Below are 21,163 nucleotides of genomic sequence, written 5' to 3' on the forward strand. Positions count from 1 at the left end.
AATCAAACATGAAACAGAGGATCGCCCATCTGCTGCAGACAGTTTCTTTGTTAAACCAGCTATTCTTTTAGAAAAAGATGGTGTCTACTACTTGCAAGTCACTGTTAAAGGAAGCGAGTTTATCAACTCCATCAAAAATGAGTTTGGCGAGTTCGTTTTCGTTCGAGAAAATGTGGATGGTTCTGTTGTTTATCAGCTAAAGATTGGCGGTAAATTAACGGACGAAATTATTCTTGATATGGTACTTACCGTTCCAGGAGTTTATGAAAACCAGGAGCACACTGCAAGGCTCATACTTGATCCGGGCAGTATGAAAGCTATTGATGTAAGCAATTATCTGTTAGTTGCATCAACAAATGCAAACGGACCTGATGCTGAAAATGCGCAAGATCCGGAAGAAAATGCTGGTATAACTCCAGGAAATAACAATCCAGGAAATAATAATGATACCAAATCTGGTAATAAAAAATTAGATCCAAACACACCGGAAAAACCGCTACTAGGTGATTCCAATAATATCACGGGAAATAAGTCTGTTGATACGAACACCAACTCAAGCGGGCCTAACCCAAAAACAGGCGAAGAAACAAACATTATGTTGTACTTGCTATTATTGATTGCATCAGCAATTCCGTTAGCTGTGCAACTGAAAAAACGCTTTGCGTAGAGTGAAACTTCATTTAGAAGGGGGAGACGCAAAAGATTTGCCGGGCCGTCGTAAAGACAGCTGCCCGTGCTTAAGTCGAGCGTTCTTTTCCCCACTAAATGTTAGTTGAACCAATCGAGCCGTTACTGGCTGTTAATCTACGCAAGACGGGACATGCAGAACCTGACGAACACCAGGATCTGAATTGTCCCGACTTGTATTTTAACTCCCCAACTTTCTAGCGCCTCAGATTATTTCTCCTTCTATCCTTTATACATAATGATGCGCAATTTTTTAAAAGAGGTGTAAACAGTGAAAAATAAATTATATGTATTTTTAATGCTTTTATTTATGATTGTACTAGCTGCCTGCGGATCTGATGAATCAGCAGCGAACCCGGACGAAAGTGCAGACTCAGAAGAAGCTGCTGAAACAACAGAGGAAACAGGAACAGAGGAAGAAGCTGAACCGGCCCTGGAAACAGATGGTGACATCATTGCAACAACCGTGGCAATCGTAGAAATGATGGACGAACTGGAATTAGATCTTGTAGGGGTTCCAACATCTTATAAAGATCTCCCAGCCCGTTATGAAGGCGTTACAGAAATCGGTATGGCGATGGAGCCGGATATGGAAGTCATCCTTTCCTTAAAACCAACAGATGTGCTTACCGTAACGACATTGGCCGATTATGTGCAAGATTCCTTTGCCCAAGCAGATGTACCAGCTACATATATGAATTTAGACAGTGTGGAAAATATGTATGAAGAAATTGAAGCACTTGGTGAAAAATATAATCGTGAAGATCATGCTGCTGAACTAGTAGCTGAATTCGAAGGGAAATTAACGGAAATAGAAGCGAAAATTGAAGGATTGGAATCACCAAAAGTACTTATTCTTCTAGGTGTCCCGGGCAGTTATCTTGTCGCAACGGAAAATTCCTATGTCGGTGACTTAGTCCGCCGCGCTGGTGGAACGAACGCAATTGCCGATACCGATCTAGAGTACGTATCAGCAAATACGGAAGTTTTACAGCAGACTGATGCCGATATTATTTTACGAATGGCCCACGGTATGCCAGATGAGGTAGTGGAAATGTTCAATAAGGAATTCCAGGAAAATGATATTTGGAATCATTTTAAAGCAGTTCAGAATGACAGAGTCTATGATTTAGAAGAGACCCGTTTTGGTACAACAGCTAACTTGGCAGCTGCAGAGGCACTGGAGGAGTTAGTCGGATTTCTTTACCCGGAATTAGTAGAGTAGGGCTTACGAAAGAGGTTTTTTAGATGTACAAAAAGTTAATCAGTTTTATTGCCGTGATTGGCTTGCTTCTTTTTGTAAGTCTTTATTCCATGATCACGGGCAGTATTGAAGTCGGACTTGGAGATCTTATTACTGGATTATTTACAGGTACAAATGAAAATGTGGAAATTATAAAAGATTTGCGCCTGCCGCGAATCATTATCGCTTTATTTGCAGGTGCTTGCCTCTCGGTTTCCGGTGTGCTTTTACAAGCAGTTTTACGGAACCCGCTCGCTGAACCAGGTATAATCGGGGTATCTTCAGGTGCTGGATTCGTTTCAATTTTGATGATCACCTTTTTCCCGACACTTTATTTCTATACACCATTATTCTCCTTCATCGGTGGGGCGGCAGCATTCTTGCTCGTTTATCTATTTGCATGGAAGTCAGGGCTTGATCCGCTGCGGATGATTTTGATCGGGGTTGCGATTAATGCATTGTTCACGGGGCTTAGTCAATTGTTATCCGCGCAAAATGCAAGCAGTCTCATGTCAGGTATTTCCGTTGATGCATCGACACTCACCATGAAGACCTGGGATGATGTGGGGATTATCACACTGTACGGGACGATTGGTCTTCTGCTTAGCCTGCTGCTTTATGCATGGTGTAACCATTTAGGTTTAAAGGATAAAACGTTGCGTAATCTCGGTTTCCAGGTGAACCGAGCGCGATTCATCATCTCTGTTGTAGCTGTTCTGCTTGCATCGATTGCAACAGCGATTGCCGGGATGTTCACCTTTGTCGGCCTGCTTGTTCCGCATATCGGACGAGTACTCGTTGGGAATGACCATAAAGTATTGATCCCATTTTCAGCGCTTGCGGGAGCCCTGCTTATTGTAACAGCGGATACTTTGGGGCGGACAATCATGGCACCAATTGAGATACCGGCATCGATCATTATGGCCGTAATTGGTGGACCATTCCTGATATTCCTACTTAGAAAGAGTGATCGGATTTATGGAAATTAAAGATATAACCTTTTCTTATCAGGATAAAGTAGTAAGACTGCATGGGATTGAAACTAGTATTACTCCAGGGAAAATTACGACGATACTTGGTCCGAATGGTTCGGGGAAGTCAACACTTCTTGGCGTCCTTACGAATAATCTCGCACCACAAAAAGGCAGCGTCATCTTAGATGGAAAAGCAATTAAACAATATAAACCGAAAGAACTTGCGAAAAAGCTTGGGGTTGTACATCAGCAAAATAACGCTCCGTCTGGAATGACGGTCGAAAAGCTAGTTTATTACGGAAGACTTCCCCATAAAGCAGCCTTCACGCAGCACGGAGACAAGGATGAAAAGAAGGTGACCTGGGCGCTGGAACGTACCGGACTAATCGAAAAGCGCCATGCCCCGTTAGACAATCTATCCGGCGGTCAGCAACAACGGGCGTGGATTGCGATGGCGCTTGCTCAGGATACACCGTATTTATTCTTGGATGAACCGACTGCCAACTTGGATATCTTTTACCAATACGAGATACTAGAATTGGTAAAAGAGCTATGTAAAGAGGAAGGTCTTACGATTGTGATGGTCCTCCATGACATCAATCAGGCAATCCAATACAGTCATGAAATCATTGCGATGAAAAACGGTCGGATCATTTCCCATGGTAATCCGCGGGATATTGTTACCAGGCAATTGATGCAGGAAGTGTATGGTGTAAATGTCGTTGTCAAAGATGATCCAGCGCTTGGCATGTATATCGTGCCAATTGGAATTTAACCGACTTAGGTGAGGTGGAGGTTATGAATAATAAAATGAAACGGATACTGTCAATTGGAGTAACACTCGTATGTGCAGGCGTTTTCGTCTATGCGGCCCATGGGTTAATCAGTACGTATCTTGATTATCACAAAAACAGTAAAACAATGGATGATCTTCAGCAAACCTTTTATGAAGGTGGAGGTTTTACAGAGTGGGCAGATAATGATGGCGATGAGCTGAAAGTCCGTTCGGGTTTCGATATTTTGCTAGGTGAAAATGAAGAGCTGGTTGGATGGATTACAGTAGACGGGACGCAAATTGATTATCCTATCCTTCAAGCGGATAATAACAATGATTATTTACGCAAGGATTTTTATAAAAATTATAATATTCTCGGCAGCATTTTTATGGATTACCGGAACGATGTTACATCCCTTGGCAAGAATACAATCGTTTATGGCCATCGCACAAAGGACCAATCGATGTTTGAAGGCTTAACGAAATACGCGGACAAAGCATTTTACGAAGAACATAAAACATTCACCTTTGATACGTTATATGAAAGCTACGTGGCAGAAGTTTTCGCTGTCTATAATACGACGACCGATTTCAATTATATTCAAACTGAATTTGCCGATGATGAAGATTTTAACGCATTGTTAAAGGAGAGTCTTTCCCATTCTTTATATGAAACGGATGTGGACGTCAATGCAGATGATCATATCCTTACCTTATCGACATGTGATTATGAGCTGGACGAATTTAAAGGAAGATTTGTCGTGCAAGCTAAATTAACGAAAAAAGACGGTGGCTCCATGCATGCCGTTCAATAAAAACGAGCAGGAACTCAAGGGGATTTTCGTGAGTTACCTGCTTTTTTTAGATGTATTGTGTTTTTCGATTTATTTCAATTGTTATCCAGTGTTAAACGCGCAAAAACTCTTCTTTATATGTTATTCCAATCTATCGGTATTTTAACTTTTTAATCATTATCGTAGTAAACCACTAATCTCTTAATACCTACAACAATCCAATCCACTGCCAATATGTGGCACTGAAAATAATGATGAGAAGATAGCCTATGACGGTTAATGGTATTCCCGATTTTAGGAAATCTTTTGCCGTAAAGGTTCCTGTTCCATAAGCAAGCATACTTTGCGGTGCATTCACTGGAAGCAGAAATCCGAAGCTTACAACAAACTGCATAATGACTACGAGCCCAATTGCATTAAAGTTAGTTGCCTCCATACTGCCTGCAAGCGCGATAACGATTGGAATGAATGCAGAAGCAAGACTTGTCGCACTTGCAAAGCCAAGGTGGATCAGTATATTAAAAGCAGCAAGCAATGCAATCATCATAACGAGTGGCATCGAATTAAGCCCCATTGCTTCAAAAGAGTTCGCTGACAACCAGGATGCTCCTTCTGTGGACAATAGGACGGTTCCAAGTGATATACCAGTAGCAAAGACAATCAACGTTCCCCAAGGTACCTTTTGCTGAACTTCTTTCCAGCCAAAAATTCCAACAATCGGAGTCAACATGACAGCTACAGCGACAATCATAATGGTCGTCGAGTCGAATGGATGGAGCAATCCTTCCGTTGACCAGAGGATAAGCAGGGCGAGTGCAATAATGATAAGTTTCTTTTCTTTAGAAGACATCTTACCTAACTCGTCTAGTTGTTTTTTGAGACTGTTTCCTTTCGTTATATCTGGGATGTCAGGTTTAATGAGTCGAGTCATGACAATATACAAGACAACAGACATAATAATTGACCAAGGAGCGGCGTATAAGAACCATGCGCCCCATGTGATATCCATTCCATATTCGGCTTTGATAAAGCCTAAAGCGACCATATTCTGTGCGGCTGCCGTTTTAATCCCAATATTCCAGATTGAAATCGACTGAACTGCAGTAATCATCAATAAGGCCGCAAGCCTGCTTTCTTTCGCTAGACCAAAGGCGGCAACAATTCCTAGGAGGATCGGTACGAGTGTACCCGCTCTAGCTGTAGCGCTTGGAACAAATAAGGCTAGGACAAAACTTACTAAAATTGTACCCATAACAAGGCGGCCTGGCTGTGTACCCACTTTCGATAAGATATATAAAGCAATGCGCCGATGTAAGCCGGTTATTTCCATCGCTGCGGCTAGAACGAGAGCACCACCGACAAGTAGTACGGCAGTGGAGCTAAATCCGCCGATTGCCATACTTAAAGCCTCGCTTGTACCGTACGTTACAGATGGGTCTTCTATTGTAGGGGATAGACCAATAAATAATGCGAGTAAACTGACGATCATCACAGCGCTCACTGGATATGTTACTGCTTCCGTTATCCAGAGAATAACGGCAAAAGCAAGCACAGCAAGAGCACGTTGTCCGGCTACAGGCAATGTTTCCGGATTTGGTAACAATAAGATAACGAACATGACAGCCGTTGCAATAAGTAGAATGCTGAAATTTCTGCTGTTTATTTTCATATGTAATTCCTCCTCTAACGTTGTATCTGCTGCAGTATTACTGGCTGTAAAACTCCGAACTAAAAGTGTGGGATCAACAGCCAGTAACGGCCCGATTGGTTCAACTAACATTTAGTGGGGAAGAGAACGCTCGACTTAACACGAGCATCTGTCGTAATGACGGCACCAGCTCATCTTGTGCGTCTCCCTCCACTAAATGAAGTTTCACTTTACTACTGAAAGCATTACCAACCCCTACCTTCATTATACGGTAATGGAAGATGCTATAATAACTTATCTCTGACAATTTGTTAAACTTTTACAGCTAACTTACTATTCCCCATATCGTGAAAACAAAACGGCAAATAACAAAGGCGCTTGCGCCAGATGCGTGGCAAATTTAAGTTATCCAAAGAATTTTTATTTTAGTTTTCAAGACAAAGAAAAAAGAGGTTAAGCCGAACATATTAGTGGCTTAACCTCTTGATCACATTATTGATTATACTTTAAAGCACCGTTTGGCTCTGGAATTTCGTTTGGTTCGAGTTGGTTCATCTTGCAGAAATGTAAGAAGAATTCTTCAGCAAGTTGCAATTCATTCGGATCTTTCTTAAGTGCAATAATATCTTTCAAGATTTGCGCTGCCCAAATGTTATCAAAATAACGATATTTTCCTGTGTTCCATGTCATACGGTGCGGATATTTTTCATTAATATAGTAATTCCAAAATAGCATGTCTTCCGCTTCTTCGTCGGAAAGTTTTAATCTAAGTTCAGAATGGGCAGGAATGATTCCATCTTCTGCCAATCTGCCGATAAATGTTTCTTCTACCATGTAAAGGCCGACAATTTTTCGTTCCTTTTCTTCTTCTTTATCATCCCGTTTTGTTAACAAAACAAGACTATTTTGATGGAGACGCACGGGCTTGTTCGGTTTACCTTCGTTTTTACCGCTCCTAATTTCACCAGCGAATACTCGCCAATCGGTAAAAGCTTGCTCTTCTTCTGTATCCTCAAGCCAAAATACTAATTGGGATTTATCATGGAGTCGATGGTTTTTCAGTAATTTCTTAAGTTCATTCATCCGTTGCTGTTCCAAAATTCGCTGTGCTTGTTCTTCTTCCCGTTCTTTCTCGAGTTGTTCTTGTTTTGCTTCAATCTTCGTAATAGCTTGTTTTAATGTAGCTTGTGCCGAATCATCTTTGAGCTTTAAAAACTTTCCAAAGGCATCAGGAAAAACAAACTTCTTCGTTACCTCATCAAAATCAATTGTTACAAACTCATCATCTTGGTCAACAATACTACCATTACCGAAACTTTTGTGCATGACCTTTTTGTCAATCAGATTCATTTTTCCACTCCTTTAGATTATGCCCACGACATTCTTCTCGAGCGATACGACTTCTGCATGTATGCTTCCCTGTCCAACAGCAGGTGAGTTTTGAAATAAAAAGAGAGCATCCAAATTCAAAACTCAATGAAGATGCGCTGGAAAAGTATCGTCGTATAATTACAACAACTATATTATAACACTTTTTAGGGAAAGACACAAGTTATCTATTGACAATGATGTTTTACCTGTTGTATAATGAAAATTTTTCTGTATTAATATTTCAGCTGTTCCTACTGAAAAAGCTTTGAATCAAGGGAACATTTCCCAATCAGTCCCATAGATTCCATGGTTAATTAAATTATTAATGAGCCTTGCCATTTTATGCGGTGGCTCCTCCATTCCGCCGAGCAACCACATCTTCAGTACATGCACACTTCCACTAATGATGAATGCAGTCAGATAAGAAGAGAGCTGTTGATCGGTTTGTTCAGATATGATCCATTCACTCCGAATAGAAGCTTGTGCAACTTCTCTTACTTTCCGTTCAAAAGACGTCTCATCACTAACATTTAACAGGATAATCAACTCTTCCTGCTTGGCGGCGAAATAGCTAATCAATTTCTCCGTCATCTTTAGTGCGTCTTCCTTTTCCTGTAAGTTGTACGTGTTCATATATTGCTGCATATCCATGACGATTTCGTCTTCAATTGTTTCAAGAAGCTCGAATTGATCACGGTAGTGGGCATAGAAGGTTGAACGGTTAATATCAGCTCGCTCGCATATTTCTTTGACTGTAACCTGGGAAAAAGATTTCTGCTTTAACAGCTGGAGAAGACTGTCCTTTAAAACCATCCGTGTATATTTTTTTCTTCGGTCAAGTTTTTCAGATGTCATCTTTTTGTCCCCTTTATTTTAGAATTATCCAACACTTTCTTAAAGGAAGTTGGATATTGGACGAATTTTATCAAACTGTTTGTTGATAAACCAACACTGTGTTTTATATAATGTTAGCGTGATAGAATATAAAAGTAAAGGTAAGCAGATAGAAAAGGGTGAGATACGATAAAGATTGCAGCTTGGATTATTGAAAAAAGAAAATCGATCGTTATTACGTTTGTAAGTCTTGCTATGATTAGTGTCATCCTCCAATTTTTCGTTTCCGTTAATTATAATATGGTTGATTATTTGCCGGATAATGCTCAATCAACTGAAGCAATTGAAGTGATGGAGGAAGAGTTCGAAGGAGCAATTCCCAATGCCAATGTCATGATTTATGATGTATCCATACAGGAGGCACTCGTATATAAGGAGAAACTCGAAACAATCGATGGGGTGACAGATGTTATTTGGCTTGATGACGTGATGGATATCAAGACCCCGATTGAAGTTGCTGATCAAGATGTAGTGGAAAGTTATTATCAAAATAATAATGCATTATTTTCCTTCGTTATTGCTGATGGAGAAGAGGTACGAATTACGGATGAAATTTATGAAATAATCGGTGAAGAGCATGCGCTAGCAGGTGAAGCGATGGACACGGCGACCCAGCAGAAGATGGCATTCACAGAAACGATGTACGCAACAGCGCTGCTCGTTCCGATTATCATTATTATCCTCATCCTTTCAACAACTTCATGGGTAGAGCCATTATTTTTCCTGATGGCAATTGGTATTTCAGTCCTGATTAACCTTGGAGCGAATATCTTTATCGGAGAAATATCCTTTGTAACCCAGTCGGTTGCTCCGATCCTGCAGCTTGCCGTCTCACTCGACTATGCGATCTTCCTGTTGCATAGTTTCTCCGACTACAGGGAGAAGGTTGGGGATCCGAAAGAGGCAATGCAACTCGCGATTAAGCGCTCGTTTTCGGCAATTATTGCCAGTGCGTCGACGACGTTTTTTGGATTTATTGCACTAAGCTTAATGAACTTTGAAATTGGTTCTGACCTTGGGTTTAACTTGGTGAAGGGAATCGTCTTTAGCTTTATTAGTGTTATGGTCTTCCTTCCAGCGTTTACGATCATGTTTTATAAATGGATTGATAGGACACAGCATCGTCCATTTATTCCCAGCTTAAACCGGGTTGGAAAGGGTTTAATGAAGTTAAAATATCCAGTTCTAATCCTTGTGATCCTTCTTATTGTGCCAGCATTTATGGCACAGAGCCAAACGGATTTTATTTACGGAATTGGTGAACAACCAGAAGAGACAAGGGCAGGTATTGATATTGTGAAGATTGAGGATGAATTTGGAAAAAATACACAGATGGTCCTGCTTGTTCCGAGCGGTGATATCGGGAAGGAAGAGCAGCTGGCCCAAGATTTGCTTAAAAATGATGAAGTGAAAAGCATCATGAGTTATGTTACGACGGTCGGTGCTGCTATTCCACTTGAATACCTGGATGAAGACATAACAGAACAGTTTTATTCAGACAATTACAGCCGGTTTATCTTAAATACGACAACGGAGGATGAAGGGGATGAAGCATTCGCATTAGTCAAAACAGTAGAAGAGATGACGAGCGATTACTATGAGGACTTCTATATGCTCGGGGAGAGTGTTACGTTATATGATATTAAATCTGTCGTCACAGATGATAATACATTCGTGAATGTGATGACGATTGTAACGATTGCGCTTGCACTTATTGTAGCATTCAAGTCTCTTTCCTTCCCGATTGTCTTGTTACTGACGATTCAAGCATCGGTTTGGATTAACCTGGCTATTCCGTACTTTACAGAAACACCACTTGTTTTCGTCGGGTATCTTATCGTAAGTACTGTACAGCTTGCGGCCACGATTGATTATGCGATTTTACTGACCGAGGATTATACATTGAAACGGAAGGAAATGCCGGCATTACAGGCAATAAAACAATCGCTGAATGACAAGTTTTTTGCCATTTTGATCTCAGCATCTATTCTTTCTACTGTCGGCTTCATACTTTGGCTTACATCGACGAATCCAATTGTATCTTCCATTGGATTATTGCTCGGCAGAGGGGCATTGCTAGCATTTCTCTTAGTCATTATCTTCCTGCCGGCATTACTTGTGTTATGTGATAAGGTAATTGAAAAAACAACATGGAAAGCAAACTTTTTCAAGGAGTGATGATAAGAACGATGAAAAAAGTCTTGATTGTTTTACTCAGTATTTTCCTCGTTCTGCCGGGAACATTCCCGGTCGCGGCTGCTTCCAGCAATGAAGAGAAGGAAGCCGATGTGGACAATGCTGGGCAGGTAGTAGGTAAAGATGAAGTGGTTTATGCAACCTTAAGTCCTGATGGGATAGGGAAAGAACTTTATATCGTGAATAGTCTGGAGGTGAGTGAAGGAGGGCAAGTTGTAGATTATGGAAAATACAGCAGTGTAAAAAACCTTACCGATTTAACTGAAATTACTCAATCTGGGGATACGGTCGAATTGACAGCATCTGAAGGCAAGTTTTTTTATCAAGGGACGCTGGAACATACGAGTCTTCCATGGGAATTCCAAATTACGTATTTGCTGGACGGCGAAGAGGTAACGGCAAAGGAGCTAGCTGGTAAAGATGGGACCCTGGAAATCCTGATAGAGACGTTTGAAAATGAAGCAATCGATTCCGTTTTCTTTGATAATTATTTATTGCAAATATCCTTTACGCTGGACGGGGAGAAGACGAGTAATGTTGAAACGGAAGAAGGAGTCCTCGCCAATGCCGGTAAAGACATTCAAGTAACATACTCTGTCATGCCGGAAGAGGAAGCAGTATTATCAACGACGGCAGATGTAACGGATTTGGAACTGTCTGGCATCGATATAGCTGCCGTTCCGCAAAGCATGTCAATAGATGCTCCAGATGCAGATGAGTTTACGGATGAAATCGGCACACTCGCTGATGCGCTTCAAGAGATTGACCGTGGCGTGCTCGGATTAAAAAGTGGAACAGAAGAGCTTCATGACGGTACAACAGCACTGCAGAACGGTTCTAGTGAATATCAAAATGGGATTCATGCATTAAATAACGGTTCTAGTGAATTAATAAGTGGCTCAAAAGAAATCCAGGGGGCACTGGACGCAATTGATAAATCTTTAAGTGAATTTAAGGGAATGGACGGCAGTGGTTTTAATGAGATTACAATTGCTTTAGAAGAGTTTGCTAAGGCTCTAAGGGAGATTAAGGAAGGGCTTATCAGCTTGAAAAATGGTTTCAGTGGAGCGTATGAAGCCCTCGATCAAGCGATAGAGGCAATTCCCGCCCATGAGATTACCGAAGAAGAAATTATTGCGTTAAAACAAAGTGATGCGAATCAGGAAACAGTAGATAAATTGCTTGAAGTGTATACTGCCTCGCTGACAGTAAAAGGAACATATGCCGAAGTAAAAGAAGCCTTTACCTCTGTAACAAGCACATTGGAAACAATTACTGCTTCCCTGGAAACGATGGCAACCTCTATAGAAGATATGATGGACGGATTCCGTGACTTTCTTGATAAAATGGATCCGGCAGGTGGATTAAAAGAATTACAAGCAGGCATCTCGACGTTATCTGCTAATTACCAAGCATTCCATTCTGGTCTTGTTGCGTATACAGAAGGTGTTGGGGAACTTGCTTCGGGCTATGCAGAAATCAATCAGGGGATTGGTGAATTAAATAACGGTACTGGTGAACTGGCAAACGGTGTTTCTGAACTTCGTAATGGGACATCTGAACTTGCGGAAGCGACACAGGATATGCCGGAACAGGTAACAAAAGAAATTGATGAAATGCTTGCACAATATGATAAATCTGATTTTGAAGCCGTTTCATTTGTTTCCGAGAAGAATGAGGAAGTGAATTCAGTTCAATTTGTTTTAAAAACGGAACCGATTGAGAAAGTAGAAAAAGATAAGGAAGAAGAAGCAGAGCCTGAAAAGAAATCACTTTGGGAACGGTTTTTGGATTTATTCAGATAAAAAAGATGCACCTCAATATGGGTGCATCTTTTTGTTATCACGCATTAACGGTCTGTAATACCCCCACCTCTAAACATGAGGGAAGCCCAAGATGTGAAGGAGGGGTATACAGTCCGTAAAACCCTGATTCTGTTCAACTAACATTCAGTGGGGAGATAAGGAAACCCCAACTGAATGAAGTTTCACTTTATGTTACGCGTTTTTCTCTGCAATAGATTTCTTGTGTTCATTCTTAATTTGTTCGAGCAAAGTCTGATTCGAGAGCAGGCGGTAGCCGGTTGTTGCTAATGCCTTGGCACCGGTAAGGAGCGCGTGATCTCCCAGCTTGGATTTAGCGGCTTCTCGGAATTCAACCGTGTGGGCAACGAGATCCTCAGGCCCAATTTTTATATAGCAGTGGGCAGTGGGAACCTCATGACTAATGTTACCGGCGTCTGTCGAGATTTTTCCTTCAGATTCCTGAATGACATCTTCTTCTCCCACTGCTGTTAATTCTTCTCCAAGCACTTTATCGAGCAGGGGAGTAATGACAAAGTCTTTTACTTCATTCTGGAACCGTTCAATTTCTACTTTTGCTCCGGTGGCAAGGGCTGCTCCTTCAGCAATCGCACGGACTTTAATTGCGACCTCTTCTGTTTTCTTCCACGATTCAGCCCGGATAAAAAAGCGAGCAGCTGCATATTCAGGGATGATATTTGGAGCGTCGCCGCCATCTGTTATGATTCCATGAATTCGCACGTCTTGCGGGAGTTGCTGTCTTAATGCACTGATACCGTTGAACAATTGGATAACCGCATCGAGTGCATTAATTCCTTTCTCTGGGGAAGTAGCCGCATGGGCCGGTTTCCCGTAGAACTTAAAATCAAGAGGTTCTACAGCGAGTGTATCTTGGGAATGCGTCGTTTTACCTCCTGGGTGGAGCATAAGTGCAGCATCAATATCTTTCAAGTAGCCATGCTTTACAAAGCTGCCTTTTGCGCTGCCATTCGGTCCACCTTCTTCGGCGGGTGTACCAAGCACAATTACGCGTCCGCCTGTATCCGCTACCACTTTTGAAAGCGCAATAGCAGCTGCAATACTTGATGTTCCGATAATGTTATGGCCACATGCATGACCAATTCCCGGGAGGGCATCATATTCTGCGAGAAATGCAACAGAAGGACCAGGTTTTCCGCTATCTTTTACCGCGTAGAAAGAAGTTTCATGGCCTGCAACAGCTTTATCAACTGTGAATCCTTCATTAATTAAGTTTTTAATATGTAAATCACTAGCGAAAAATTCCTCATTCCCAATTTCCGGATTTTCATGGATGGAATGACTCGTTTGTAAATAATGTTCTTTATTATTTTCAATCGATTGTATTAATACGTCTTTCACAGCTTGCGTTATCGCCACCAAAAACTCCTCCTTTTGAATTTAATAAACCAACAAACACGTCTAATGAATCCGAATCACTTCTATTCAGCGTAAGTGTCTGGTTCGTTCACTAATTATGGCGTTCTAATCGCCGTTCAGTTGCCCGGTGGACGGATGCGCATCCTAAGGCACAGCCGACGCCTCAACGCACAGGACGTTAATGTCAGACGTTGCCACATACGGGAGCGTTCTTAGTCTGCCTCGGGCTGAGCACTAAGGGGTCTTCGGACTCGTGCTATTCCCGCAGGAGTCACCGTCCACCGGGCAACTGAACTGTAGAGAGGATTATTATTAATGGAAAATATCCCACCATGATAGGTGCCCTCTTACTAAAATGAAAAGTAGTGCTCCAAACTTGGCCTTTCCTCGGAGCAGTCCAGACACCTCGAGACTCCTGCGGGAGGATAGGCTTGGTGAGACCCCGCAGTGGGCTTGCCCACGAGGAGGCTCACCAGCCGCCCGCGGAAAGCGAGAGGTGTCTGGACTGCGGACCTCCAGAAGTAAGTTGCACATACTTACGCTGAATGAAAGTGATCACTTTGATATGTACAGTATAAGTGATAATGGATACCTTGTGAAATCAAATAGGCTTATAGATCAATATAGGAGCATAAAAATGGCGAGATTGCGCAAAATAGAAAGGAAAGGGCAATTCTATTGACAGGTTATTTTTGATAACTTACTATTGAGTTGTAATTAAATTTAAACAGAATAGGATGATTTAGATGACTAAAGTAGGTATAGTAGTAGGAAGTATCCGTAATAATTCATTCTCCGAGCAGCTTGCGAAAAATATTGTTGAGTTGTTCCCGGCAGGCTATGAAGCAGAGTTCGTCGAAATTGTAGATCTGCCACTTTATAACCAAGATTCTGATGAAAATATCCCGGAAGTGTATACTAATTTCCGTAATACGATAAAAGGTCTTGATGCAGTTATATTTGTAACTCCAGAACATAACCGCTCGATTCCGGCAGCACTGAAGAACGCGTTAGACGTTGGGTCCCGCCCTTATGGCTCGAACGTATGGGACGGTAAACCGGCTCTTATCGTGAGCCAATCTCCAAGTAATTTAAGTGGATTTGGTGCGAATCACCATCTTCGTCAAGTGCTTGCATTCTTAAATATGCCAGTCGTTCAACAGCCGGAAGTGTACATTGCAAATGTCCACGAATTACTTGGTGAAGATGGTAAAGTCACCAATCAGGATACAATTGGATTCTTGCAATCGGTAGTAGATGCTTATGTTAGCTTTATAAAGCGCCACGAATCATAAGAATGACTCTAATTTTATAAAAACTTCATCCCATTAAAAAAAGGAAATGGTATAGTAATCATTTCCTTTTTTTCTATATATAGAATTACTTTCTATTCCAGAATCGCATCTGGGCAATTGCTGATACAAAGTCTTCACCGAAGTTGGCATTATTTGCGGCAAATACGACACCTGCTAAATTATTCCCTGCTGAGGACTGAATAAAGCTCTCTCCAGTGGTTGCAACACCAATTGGTTTATAGTGCCGATATGCTACATGGACAAACTCTGTCACATCAGCATTGAATTTCCTTTGATTGTTGGCACTACCTCCAACGACATATAGTGAGTCAACGAGATAAGGACTTGAGGTAAGAAATGTTTCATCTACTTTGAGCTCTGAGCCATCAGATCCGGTAACGGTACCAAGTGTTTCGCTGATAATGACAACAAAGACGCCATACCGCTCGAGCGTGTTCAGCACATTGTTTACTTCATTACTATTGAAGCCATCACCGATCAGTACACCTACTTTTTGTGTGTATGCGTATTTGGGAGTGTTTGCTTGGCTCAGGGAAGGGTAGCTGGTAGAAACAGGAACATTGGTGCCGCTAGGACGATTTACTCCAATATTATCTGCAATAATATTAGCTAATTCCTTATCCACGTTAACGAGAATGTCAACAACTTGCTGTCTGACAAAATCCCTTTTTACACTGCCTACCTGATAGCTAAGACCATCAATTGTATGTTGTTTTTCAACGGGAGTTAGACTATTCCAGAAAATTCTCGGTTGCGAATAGTAATCATTGAATGATTCGCTTCGCTTTCGGATGACATGCCCTTCAACTTTTGTTGGATAATGCGCATACCCGCCTTCCTCAGGGGGAGTCGTATATGGGGTATTATTTGCTATTGAGTTTTTATGATAGTTTACTTGATCGACATCGATACGATATCTCATATGCCCTTGTCGCTGGTTATTATGGAAAGGACAGATTGGTCGGTTAATCGGCAGGTTTTGGAAGTTAGCTGAGCCTAGACGGTGGTATTGGGCTGTTTGATAAGCAATTAGCCTTCCCTGTAAGACAGGATCATTCGAGAAATCAATTCCAGGAACAACGTTTGCCGGGTTAAAGGCTGCTTGTTCTGATTCTGCAAATTCATTGTCCACATTTTTATTTAATGTCATTTTGCCAATCAGCTCAACAGGTATGAGTTCCTCTGGCCAAAATTTTGAAGGATCAAGAATGTCAAAGTCATATTTAAATTCATCTTCCAGTGGAATAAGTTGAACGCCTAATTCATATTCGGGAAATGCACCACGATCAATTGCTTCTCTAAGATCACGGCGATGGAAGTCTGGATCGAGTCCGCCGATTTTCAGCGCTTCATCTTGCAATAAAGAATGTACCCCGAGAACCGGTTTCCAGACAAATCTGACGAACGTTGCTGTCCCTTGTTCGTTGACGAGGAGATACGTATTAATGGACCAGGATTCCATCATACGATAGCTCCTTAAAATGCCGCGGTCAGACATAATCCAGAGCACCATATGCAGCGCTTCTGGGTTATTGGCTACATAATCCCAAAAATTATCGTGGGCCCCAGAAGCTGTAGGAATATCGGTACGTGGCTCGGCTTTGTAGGCATGCATCGCATCGGGAAATTTCATTGGGTCTTGGTTAATTAATACAGGCATAGCAATTGTGGTCAGATCATAATTTCCCTCTTCTGTATAAAATTTCGTCCCCCAACAACGTAAATCTCTTGCGGTATCATAAGAATCTTTGCCACCTTGTACAGTGGAGAAGCGGACGAATACAGAAGTCTTCTTCCCGGCTTCCTGCAAGAACCCGGCCTTTGTAAACTGCTTCATCGATTGATAACATTCAAACTCCCCGTGTGCCCCGTAGCCTCTTGCGTGAACGACTCGTTCCGGTATCCTTTCTTTAACAAAATGTGTCATCTTTTCAAAGTAGTGAAAATCCTCTAATAATCCAGGGCCCCGTTCTCCTGCTGTTAATATTTCCTCATCATTGGATATCTTTAATGATTGATTGGTTGTCAATGGTTTTCCGGTGTTTTTTACACGGAATTTATCCAATTGTTCATTTTTTTCATTTTGGTTATGGGAGCCTTGATTTCTTGATGGCTTATCGTCCATTTATAAGCACCTGCCTTATTTTCTAAATTTCAATCCCATTTATATATCTATGCTTCGATCTTATTTCTAGAACTTAACTATCGAACCTGATTACTTTCATACAGCGTAAGTGTCTGCTCTTTCACTAATTAAGGCGCTCTAATCGCCGTTCAGTTGCCCGGTGGACGGATGCTTTCCGTGGGCACAGCTGGAGCCTCCTCGGGCTACCGCCCTGCGGGGTCTCCAGACTCGTGCTTTTCCCGCAGGAGTCACCGTCCACCGGGCAACTGAACTGGTAAGATGATTATTATTGAAAGCATTTATTCTAGTCCCATGTCACGATAGAAATTATATCTGTGGAATAATAAAGAGTGATCTAAATTAGGCTTTCCCTCGGAGCAGTCCAGACACCTCGAGACTCCTGCAGGAGGATAGGCATAGGTGAGACCCCGCAGTACGCAAAGCGTACGAGGAGGCTCACCAGCCGCCTGCGGAAAGCGAGAGGTGTCTGGACTGCGGACCTCCAGAAGAAAGTTGCACTTACGCTGGATGAAAGTGATTTGCTGTTTGGTTGGTGCAGGGCGGTGAATGACTGTTTTTTAACTAGGTTGTATTTTTCATAGATGAACAATAACTTTCATAAACATTTCATAAAGAAGGATGAATTCTATGGTAATATAGGAGGAGATGTTATTTTGAAATAAGGTGATAGCTATCAGTAACTTAAGACGATGGGTTTATATTATATTAGGACTCATTTCTTTCGGGATTGGAGTGGCTGGGGCAATCTTACCAGTATTGCCAGGAGGACCTTTCTTCCTATTTGCTTCATATTGTTTTACAAAGAGCTCGGAACGTTTGGACAGATGGTTTAAGAGCACATCTTTCTATAAACAATATGTAGACCGCTACTTCATTAAACGATACATGACGAGATGGGAAAAAATTCGGATCAATCTTATTGCCGATTTTTTCATTATCCTCTCCGTCGTGATGATTGATATTCTTTTTATTCGGATCATCATGATTACACTAGGACTCGTCAAGCATTACTACTTCATTTATCATATTAAAACAATAAAACCGGAAGAAATAGCGTTCGTTATGGATAAATAGAAACAAGCGGGAAAATCAGTGGTATGCTGACGATCCTGCTTGTTTTTATTCGGCATCCGTAGTACAAAGAAATAAGAGGGGGGAAAGATCATGAAGAAAGTTTATTTAATTGATGGAGCAAGAACAGCTTTTACAGCATTTGGTGGTTCTTTCGCTGGTGTAACAGCAACAGAGCTTGGAACCGTAACAGCGAAAGAAGCGCTAAAGCGATCGAATGTTGCACCAGATCATGTTGACCATGTGATCTATGGGAATGTTATTCATTCCGAGACGAATGCAGCATACATCGCAAGACATATTGGACTGGAAGCAGGAGTACCAAAGGAAGTCCCAGCCTATATTCTGAACCGACTCTGTGGTTCCGGGCTGCAATCCATTGTTTCCGGTGTACAGGAAATATTACTGAACGATGCAGAAATCGTCCTTGCTGGTGGGGTAGAAAATATGTCCCAAGCACCCTATTCGAATTTTGAAAAAAGGTTTGGCGGTGGGAAACTTGGTGAACTAAAATTCCATGATATGCTTCTATCCACATTATTTGATGAATATACTGGATTTGGTATGGGTGTAACGGCAGAAAATCTTGCTAAAGCATATCTTATTTCCCGAACAGAACAGGATGAATACGCAGTTCTTTCCCACGAACGGGCGAGTAAGGCGAGGGAGTCCGGCCGTTTCAGTGAAGAAATTGTCGCTGTAGACGTCAAATTAAGGAAGAAAAATGAATCCATTATCGAGGATGAACATATTAAACCGGATACGACAGTAGAGAAAATCAGTGGATTACGTCCATCATTTAAGAAAGATGGTACCGTAACTGCTGCCAATGCTTCTGGGATTAATGACGGAGCAGCAAGTGTTGTCATTGCGTCGGAACAAGCGGTAAACGAGCATGGATTACAGCCGCTTGCTGAAATCGTTTCTTGGGCTGTATCAGGGGTCGATCCATCGGTTATGGGTATCGGACCGGTTCCGGCGATTATGAAAGCATTAGAGAAAGCAAGATTGCCACTTGAGAAAATCGATTTAATTGAAGTGAATGAGGCTTTTGCAGCCCAATACCTTGCCGTAGAAAAGGAACTTGGACTCGACAGGGAAAAAACGAATGTTAATGGTGGAGCAATTGCTTTAGGACACCCGGTAGGAGTAAGCGGTACTCGTCTAGCATTATCGGCGGCTTATGAACTAAGAAACAGCGATAAGGAATATGCACTTGTCAGTCTTTGTATTGGAGGCGGTCAAGGAATCGCGATGGTTATTAAAAGAAGTTAAGGAATCGGGTGACATTTTGCTCAAATATGTATGGAGATTTTTTACGATTTTTGCGATCTTAATATCTTTAAAAACATGGAAAGATACGAATCATGTAAAGGTAAATAAGGTAGCATTTAAAACGAATAAGTTCCGGGCCAATCAATCATTGCGAATTCTTCAGCTAAGTGATATGCATAATAAAAGGGCATGGAATATCCATCAACGTTTAATTTATAAAATAAATAGCTTATCACCGGATATTATTGTTTTAACAGGAGATTTAATCGACCGCAGAACAAGGAATTTCAAACAGATATTTGCTTTTCTTGATCAGCTGATTGCAATGAACAGGCCGATTTACTTTGTCACAGGGAACCATGAATGGGGAAATAGAAAAAGAAGAAAGTTCATGAAGAAATTAAGAAAACGAGACGTGACCATTTTAGGAAATGAAAACATTGAGATCGAGGTTGCGGGCATTCAGCTTACCCTCGTTGGCGTTCATGATTCATCCACACATCATGAAAATGTTGAGAAAGCGTTCCGACATATAAACGAAACAAGATATACGCTCCTTTTATCCCACTCTCCCTATGTGATTAAAACGTACCCGAATCTTCCCGCGGACCTCGTATTAAGTGGTCATACGCATGGTGGTCAAGTTCGCTTGCCGTTCATTGGCGCAATAATTTCGCCAGGAGGAGGAGTATTTCCGGAACTTGATAAAGGGACTTTTGAATGGAACTCAGGTAAATATATTTATGTAGACAGTGGATTAGGTACAAGTATGATACCCGTCCGTTTTCTGAATCAAAGTCAGATTAGTCTTATCGAAATAACAGGAGTCTGGAATACAACTAACTAAAACCGTAAATAAAAAGATTCCAAGCAATAAAAATTTGCTTGGAATCTTTTTTGGGATTTTCTCCATCTCCCAGCACTATTTTACCATTCATAGTGTTATAGAACGATTAGAGTAAAAGGATCCAGAAACTATTTAAGAATTCAAGACGATTATCTCGAAAGTAATGAAATGAATTTTTTACTTGACAATACATAACGGGGGTATGGTAATATAATGGCGAACAAAAAATTAGGAGGTAATGTAAATGGCAAATAAAACACTTCATGTACAAGGTATGTCTTGTGGACATTGCGTAAATTCTATTGAGGGAAGTGTAGCGGGACTGAACGGAGTAGAAACTGTAAAAGTTCATTTGCAAGATGGGAAAGTAGACGTAACCTTTGATCCAAAAAAGGTGGACTTGAAAGATATTACAGAAGTAATTGAAGAACAAGACTACGATGTTGCCTAAGAAGGGTGGCCGTGCTTCCATAGCATGATCTTCTTTTTTTAAAAAAAATATACCCTTTGCCGGTATGTGAGGAAAAAACGATTAACTAAAATGGACCTGAGTTTTTGACGCTTCTGTAACATAAATGAATTTCTTTAGGTATGTTGTATATGCTGTTGGTTATCCTAGGATATGGATTAATCTCTGGAAAATAACCAACATGAAAATTCAGAAGTTTAAAAGGAGGGAAAGATAATGGATCATAGTCACAATGATCGAAAGGAGGTCAATTAACA

17 protein-coding genes are annotated in these 21,163 nt (G+C 41.3%); 12 read left to right on the forward strand and 5 right to left on the reverse strand.

Going from position 1 to position 21,163, the window contains the following annotated elements; genetic code table 11:
• The 5 genes from SPD53_RS14845 to srtB all read left to right on the forward strand — a co-directional run.
• Positions 1-667, forward strand: a 667-nt coding sequence (locus SPD53_RS14845; protein WP_336253034.1) for an NEAT domain-containing protein, incomplete at its 5' end; no start/stop codon positions are given.
• A gap of 291 nt (positions 668-958) precedes the next feature.
• Complete coding sequence (gene isdE, locus SPD53_RS14850) at positions 959-1,912, forward strand: heme ABC transporter substrate-binding protein IsdE (RefSeq protein WP_268239577.1); 954 nt, start codon at positions 959-961, stop codon at positions 1,910-1,912.
• A 23-nt stretch (positions 1,913-1,935) separates the two neighbouring features.
• Complete coding sequence (locus SPD53_RS14855) at positions 1,936-2,919, forward strand: FecCD family ABC transporter permease (protein ID WP_188856259.1); 984 nt, start codon at positions 1,936-1,938, stop codon at positions 2,917-2,919.
• Positions 2,909-3,679, forward strand: a complete 771-nt coding sequence (locus tag SPD53_RS14860) for an ABC transporter ATP-binding protein (RefSeq protein WP_188856260.1) — start codon at positions 2,909-2,911, stop codon at positions 3,677-3,679. Before SPD53_RS14855 ends, SPD53_RS14860 begins: the two co-directional genes overlap by 11 nt.
• 23 nt (positions 3,680-3,702) lie before the next feature.
• Positions 3,703-4,494 carry a class B sortase gene (gene srtB, locus SPD53_RS14865; RefSeq protein WP_188856261.1) on the forward strand — a complete coding sequence of 264 codons (792 nt, stop codon included), beginning with the start codon at positions 3,703-3,705 and terminating at the stop codon, positions 4,492-4,494.
• A 187-nt stretch (positions 4,495-4,681) separates the two neighbouring features.
• Here the strand turns inward: srtB and SPD53_RS14870 are convergent, their stop codons facing one another.
• The 3 genes from SPD53_RS14870 to SPD53_RS14880 form a co-directional block, all read right to left on the reverse strand.
• Positions 4,682-6,142, reverse strand: a complete 1,461-nt coding sequence (locus SPD53_RS14870; RefSeq protein ID WP_188856337.1) for a DASS family sodium-coupled anion symporter — start codon at positions 6,140-6,142, stop codon at positions 4,682-4,684.
• A 471-nt stretch (positions 6,143-6,613) separates the two neighbouring features.
• On the reverse strand, positions 6,614-7,471 hold the full coding sequence (locus SPD53_RS14875) for a malate synthase (RefSeq protein WP_336253035.1): 858 nt from the start codon (positions 7,469-7,471) through the stop codon (positions 6,614-6,616).
• Between the two features lie 291 nt (positions 7,472-7,762).
• Positions 7,763-8,347, reverse strand: coding sequence for a TetR/AcrR family transcriptional regulator (locus SPD53_RS14880; RefSeq protein WP_336253036.1), 585 nt, complete (start codon positions 8,345-8,347; stop codon positions 7,763-7,765).
• 234 nt (positions 8,348-8,581) lie between these two features.
• On the opposite strand from SPD53_RS14880, the gene SPD53_RS14885 reads away from it, so the two are divergent.
• Positions 8,582-10,564 carry an efflux RND transporter permease subunit gene (locus SPD53_RS14885; protein WP_336253037.1) on the forward strand — a complete coding sequence of 661 codons (1,983 nt, stop codon included), beginning with the start codon at positions 8,582-8,584 and terminating at the stop codon, positions 10,562-10,564.
• A gap of 11 nt (positions 10,565-10,575) precedes the next feature.
• Complete coding sequence (locus SPD53_RS14890) at positions 10,576-12,387, forward strand: YhgE/Pip domain-containing protein (RefSeq protein WP_336253038.1); 1,812 nt, start codon at positions 10,576-10,578, stop codon at positions 12,385-12,387.
• A gap of 192 nt (positions 12,388-12,579) precedes the next feature.
• Here SPD53_RS14890 and SPD53_RS14895 read toward each other — a convergent pair whose 3' ends face one another.
• A complete protein-coding gene (locus SPD53_RS14895; protein WP_336253039.1) occupies positions 12,580-13,782 on the reverse strand; it encodes a M20 family metallopeptidase in 1,203 nt (400 codons plus the stop codon).
• A 746-nt stretch (positions 13,783-14,528) separates the two neighbouring features.
• On the opposite strand from SPD53_RS14895, the gene SPD53_RS14900 reads away from it, so the two are divergent.
• On the forward strand, positions 14,529-15,077 hold the full coding sequence (locus tag SPD53_RS14900; protein ID WP_336253040.1) for an NADPH-dependent FMN reductase: 549 nt from the start codon (positions 14,529-14,531) through the stop codon (positions 15,075-15,077).
• An 85-nt stretch (positions 15,078-15,162) separates the two neighbouring features.
• On the opposite strand, the gene SPD53_RS14905 is transcribed toward SPD53_RS14900, so the two are convergent.
• Positions 15,163-17,223, reverse strand: coding sequence for a catalase (locus SPD53_RS14905; protein WP_336253041.1), 2,061 nt, complete (start codon positions 17,221-17,223; stop codon positions 15,163-15,165).
• Positions 17,224-17,907: 684 nt separating this feature from the next.
• Here SPD53_RS14905 and SPD53_RS14910 point away from each other — a divergent pair.
• The 4 genes from SPD53_RS14910 (at position 17,908) to copZ (ending at position 20,888) form a co-directional block, all read left to right on the forward strand.
• The gene (locus SPD53_RS14910; protein WP_232334340.1) at positions 17,908-18,318 is read left to right on the forward strand and encodes a YbaN family protein; all 411 of its coding nucleotides are present in this window, start codon (positions 17,908-17,910) and stop codon (positions 18,316-18,318) included.
• Positions 18,319-18,408: 90 nt separating this feature from the next.
• The gene (locus tag SPD53_RS14915) at positions 18,409-19,590 is read left to right on the forward strand and encodes an acetyl-CoA C-acetyltransferase (protein ID WP_336253042.1); all 1,182 of its coding nucleotides are present in this window, start codon (positions 18,409-18,411) and stop codon (positions 19,588-19,590) included.
• A 16-nt stretch (positions 19,591-19,606) separates the two neighbouring features.
• Positions 19,607-20,437, forward strand: a complete 831-nt coding sequence (locus SPD53_RS14920) for a metallophosphoesterase (protein ID WP_336253043.1) — start codon at positions 19,607-19,609, stop codon at positions 20,435-20,437.
• Between the two features lie 244 nt (positions 20,438-20,681).
• Positions 20,682-20,888 carry a copper chaperone CopZ gene (copZ, locus tag SPD53_RS14925; RefSeq protein ID WP_156855641.1) on the forward strand — a complete coding sequence of 69 codons (207 nt, stop codon included), beginning with the start codon at positions 20,682-20,684 and terminating at the stop codon, positions 20,886-20,888.
• Positions 20,889-21,163: the final 275 nt, after the last annotated feature.

The organism is Oceanobacillus sp. MO10714A (assembly GCF_037072045.1).
Taxonomy (GTDB): Bacteria; Bacillota; Bacilli; order Bacillales; family Amphibacillaceae; genus Oceanobacillus; species Oceanobacillus indicireducens.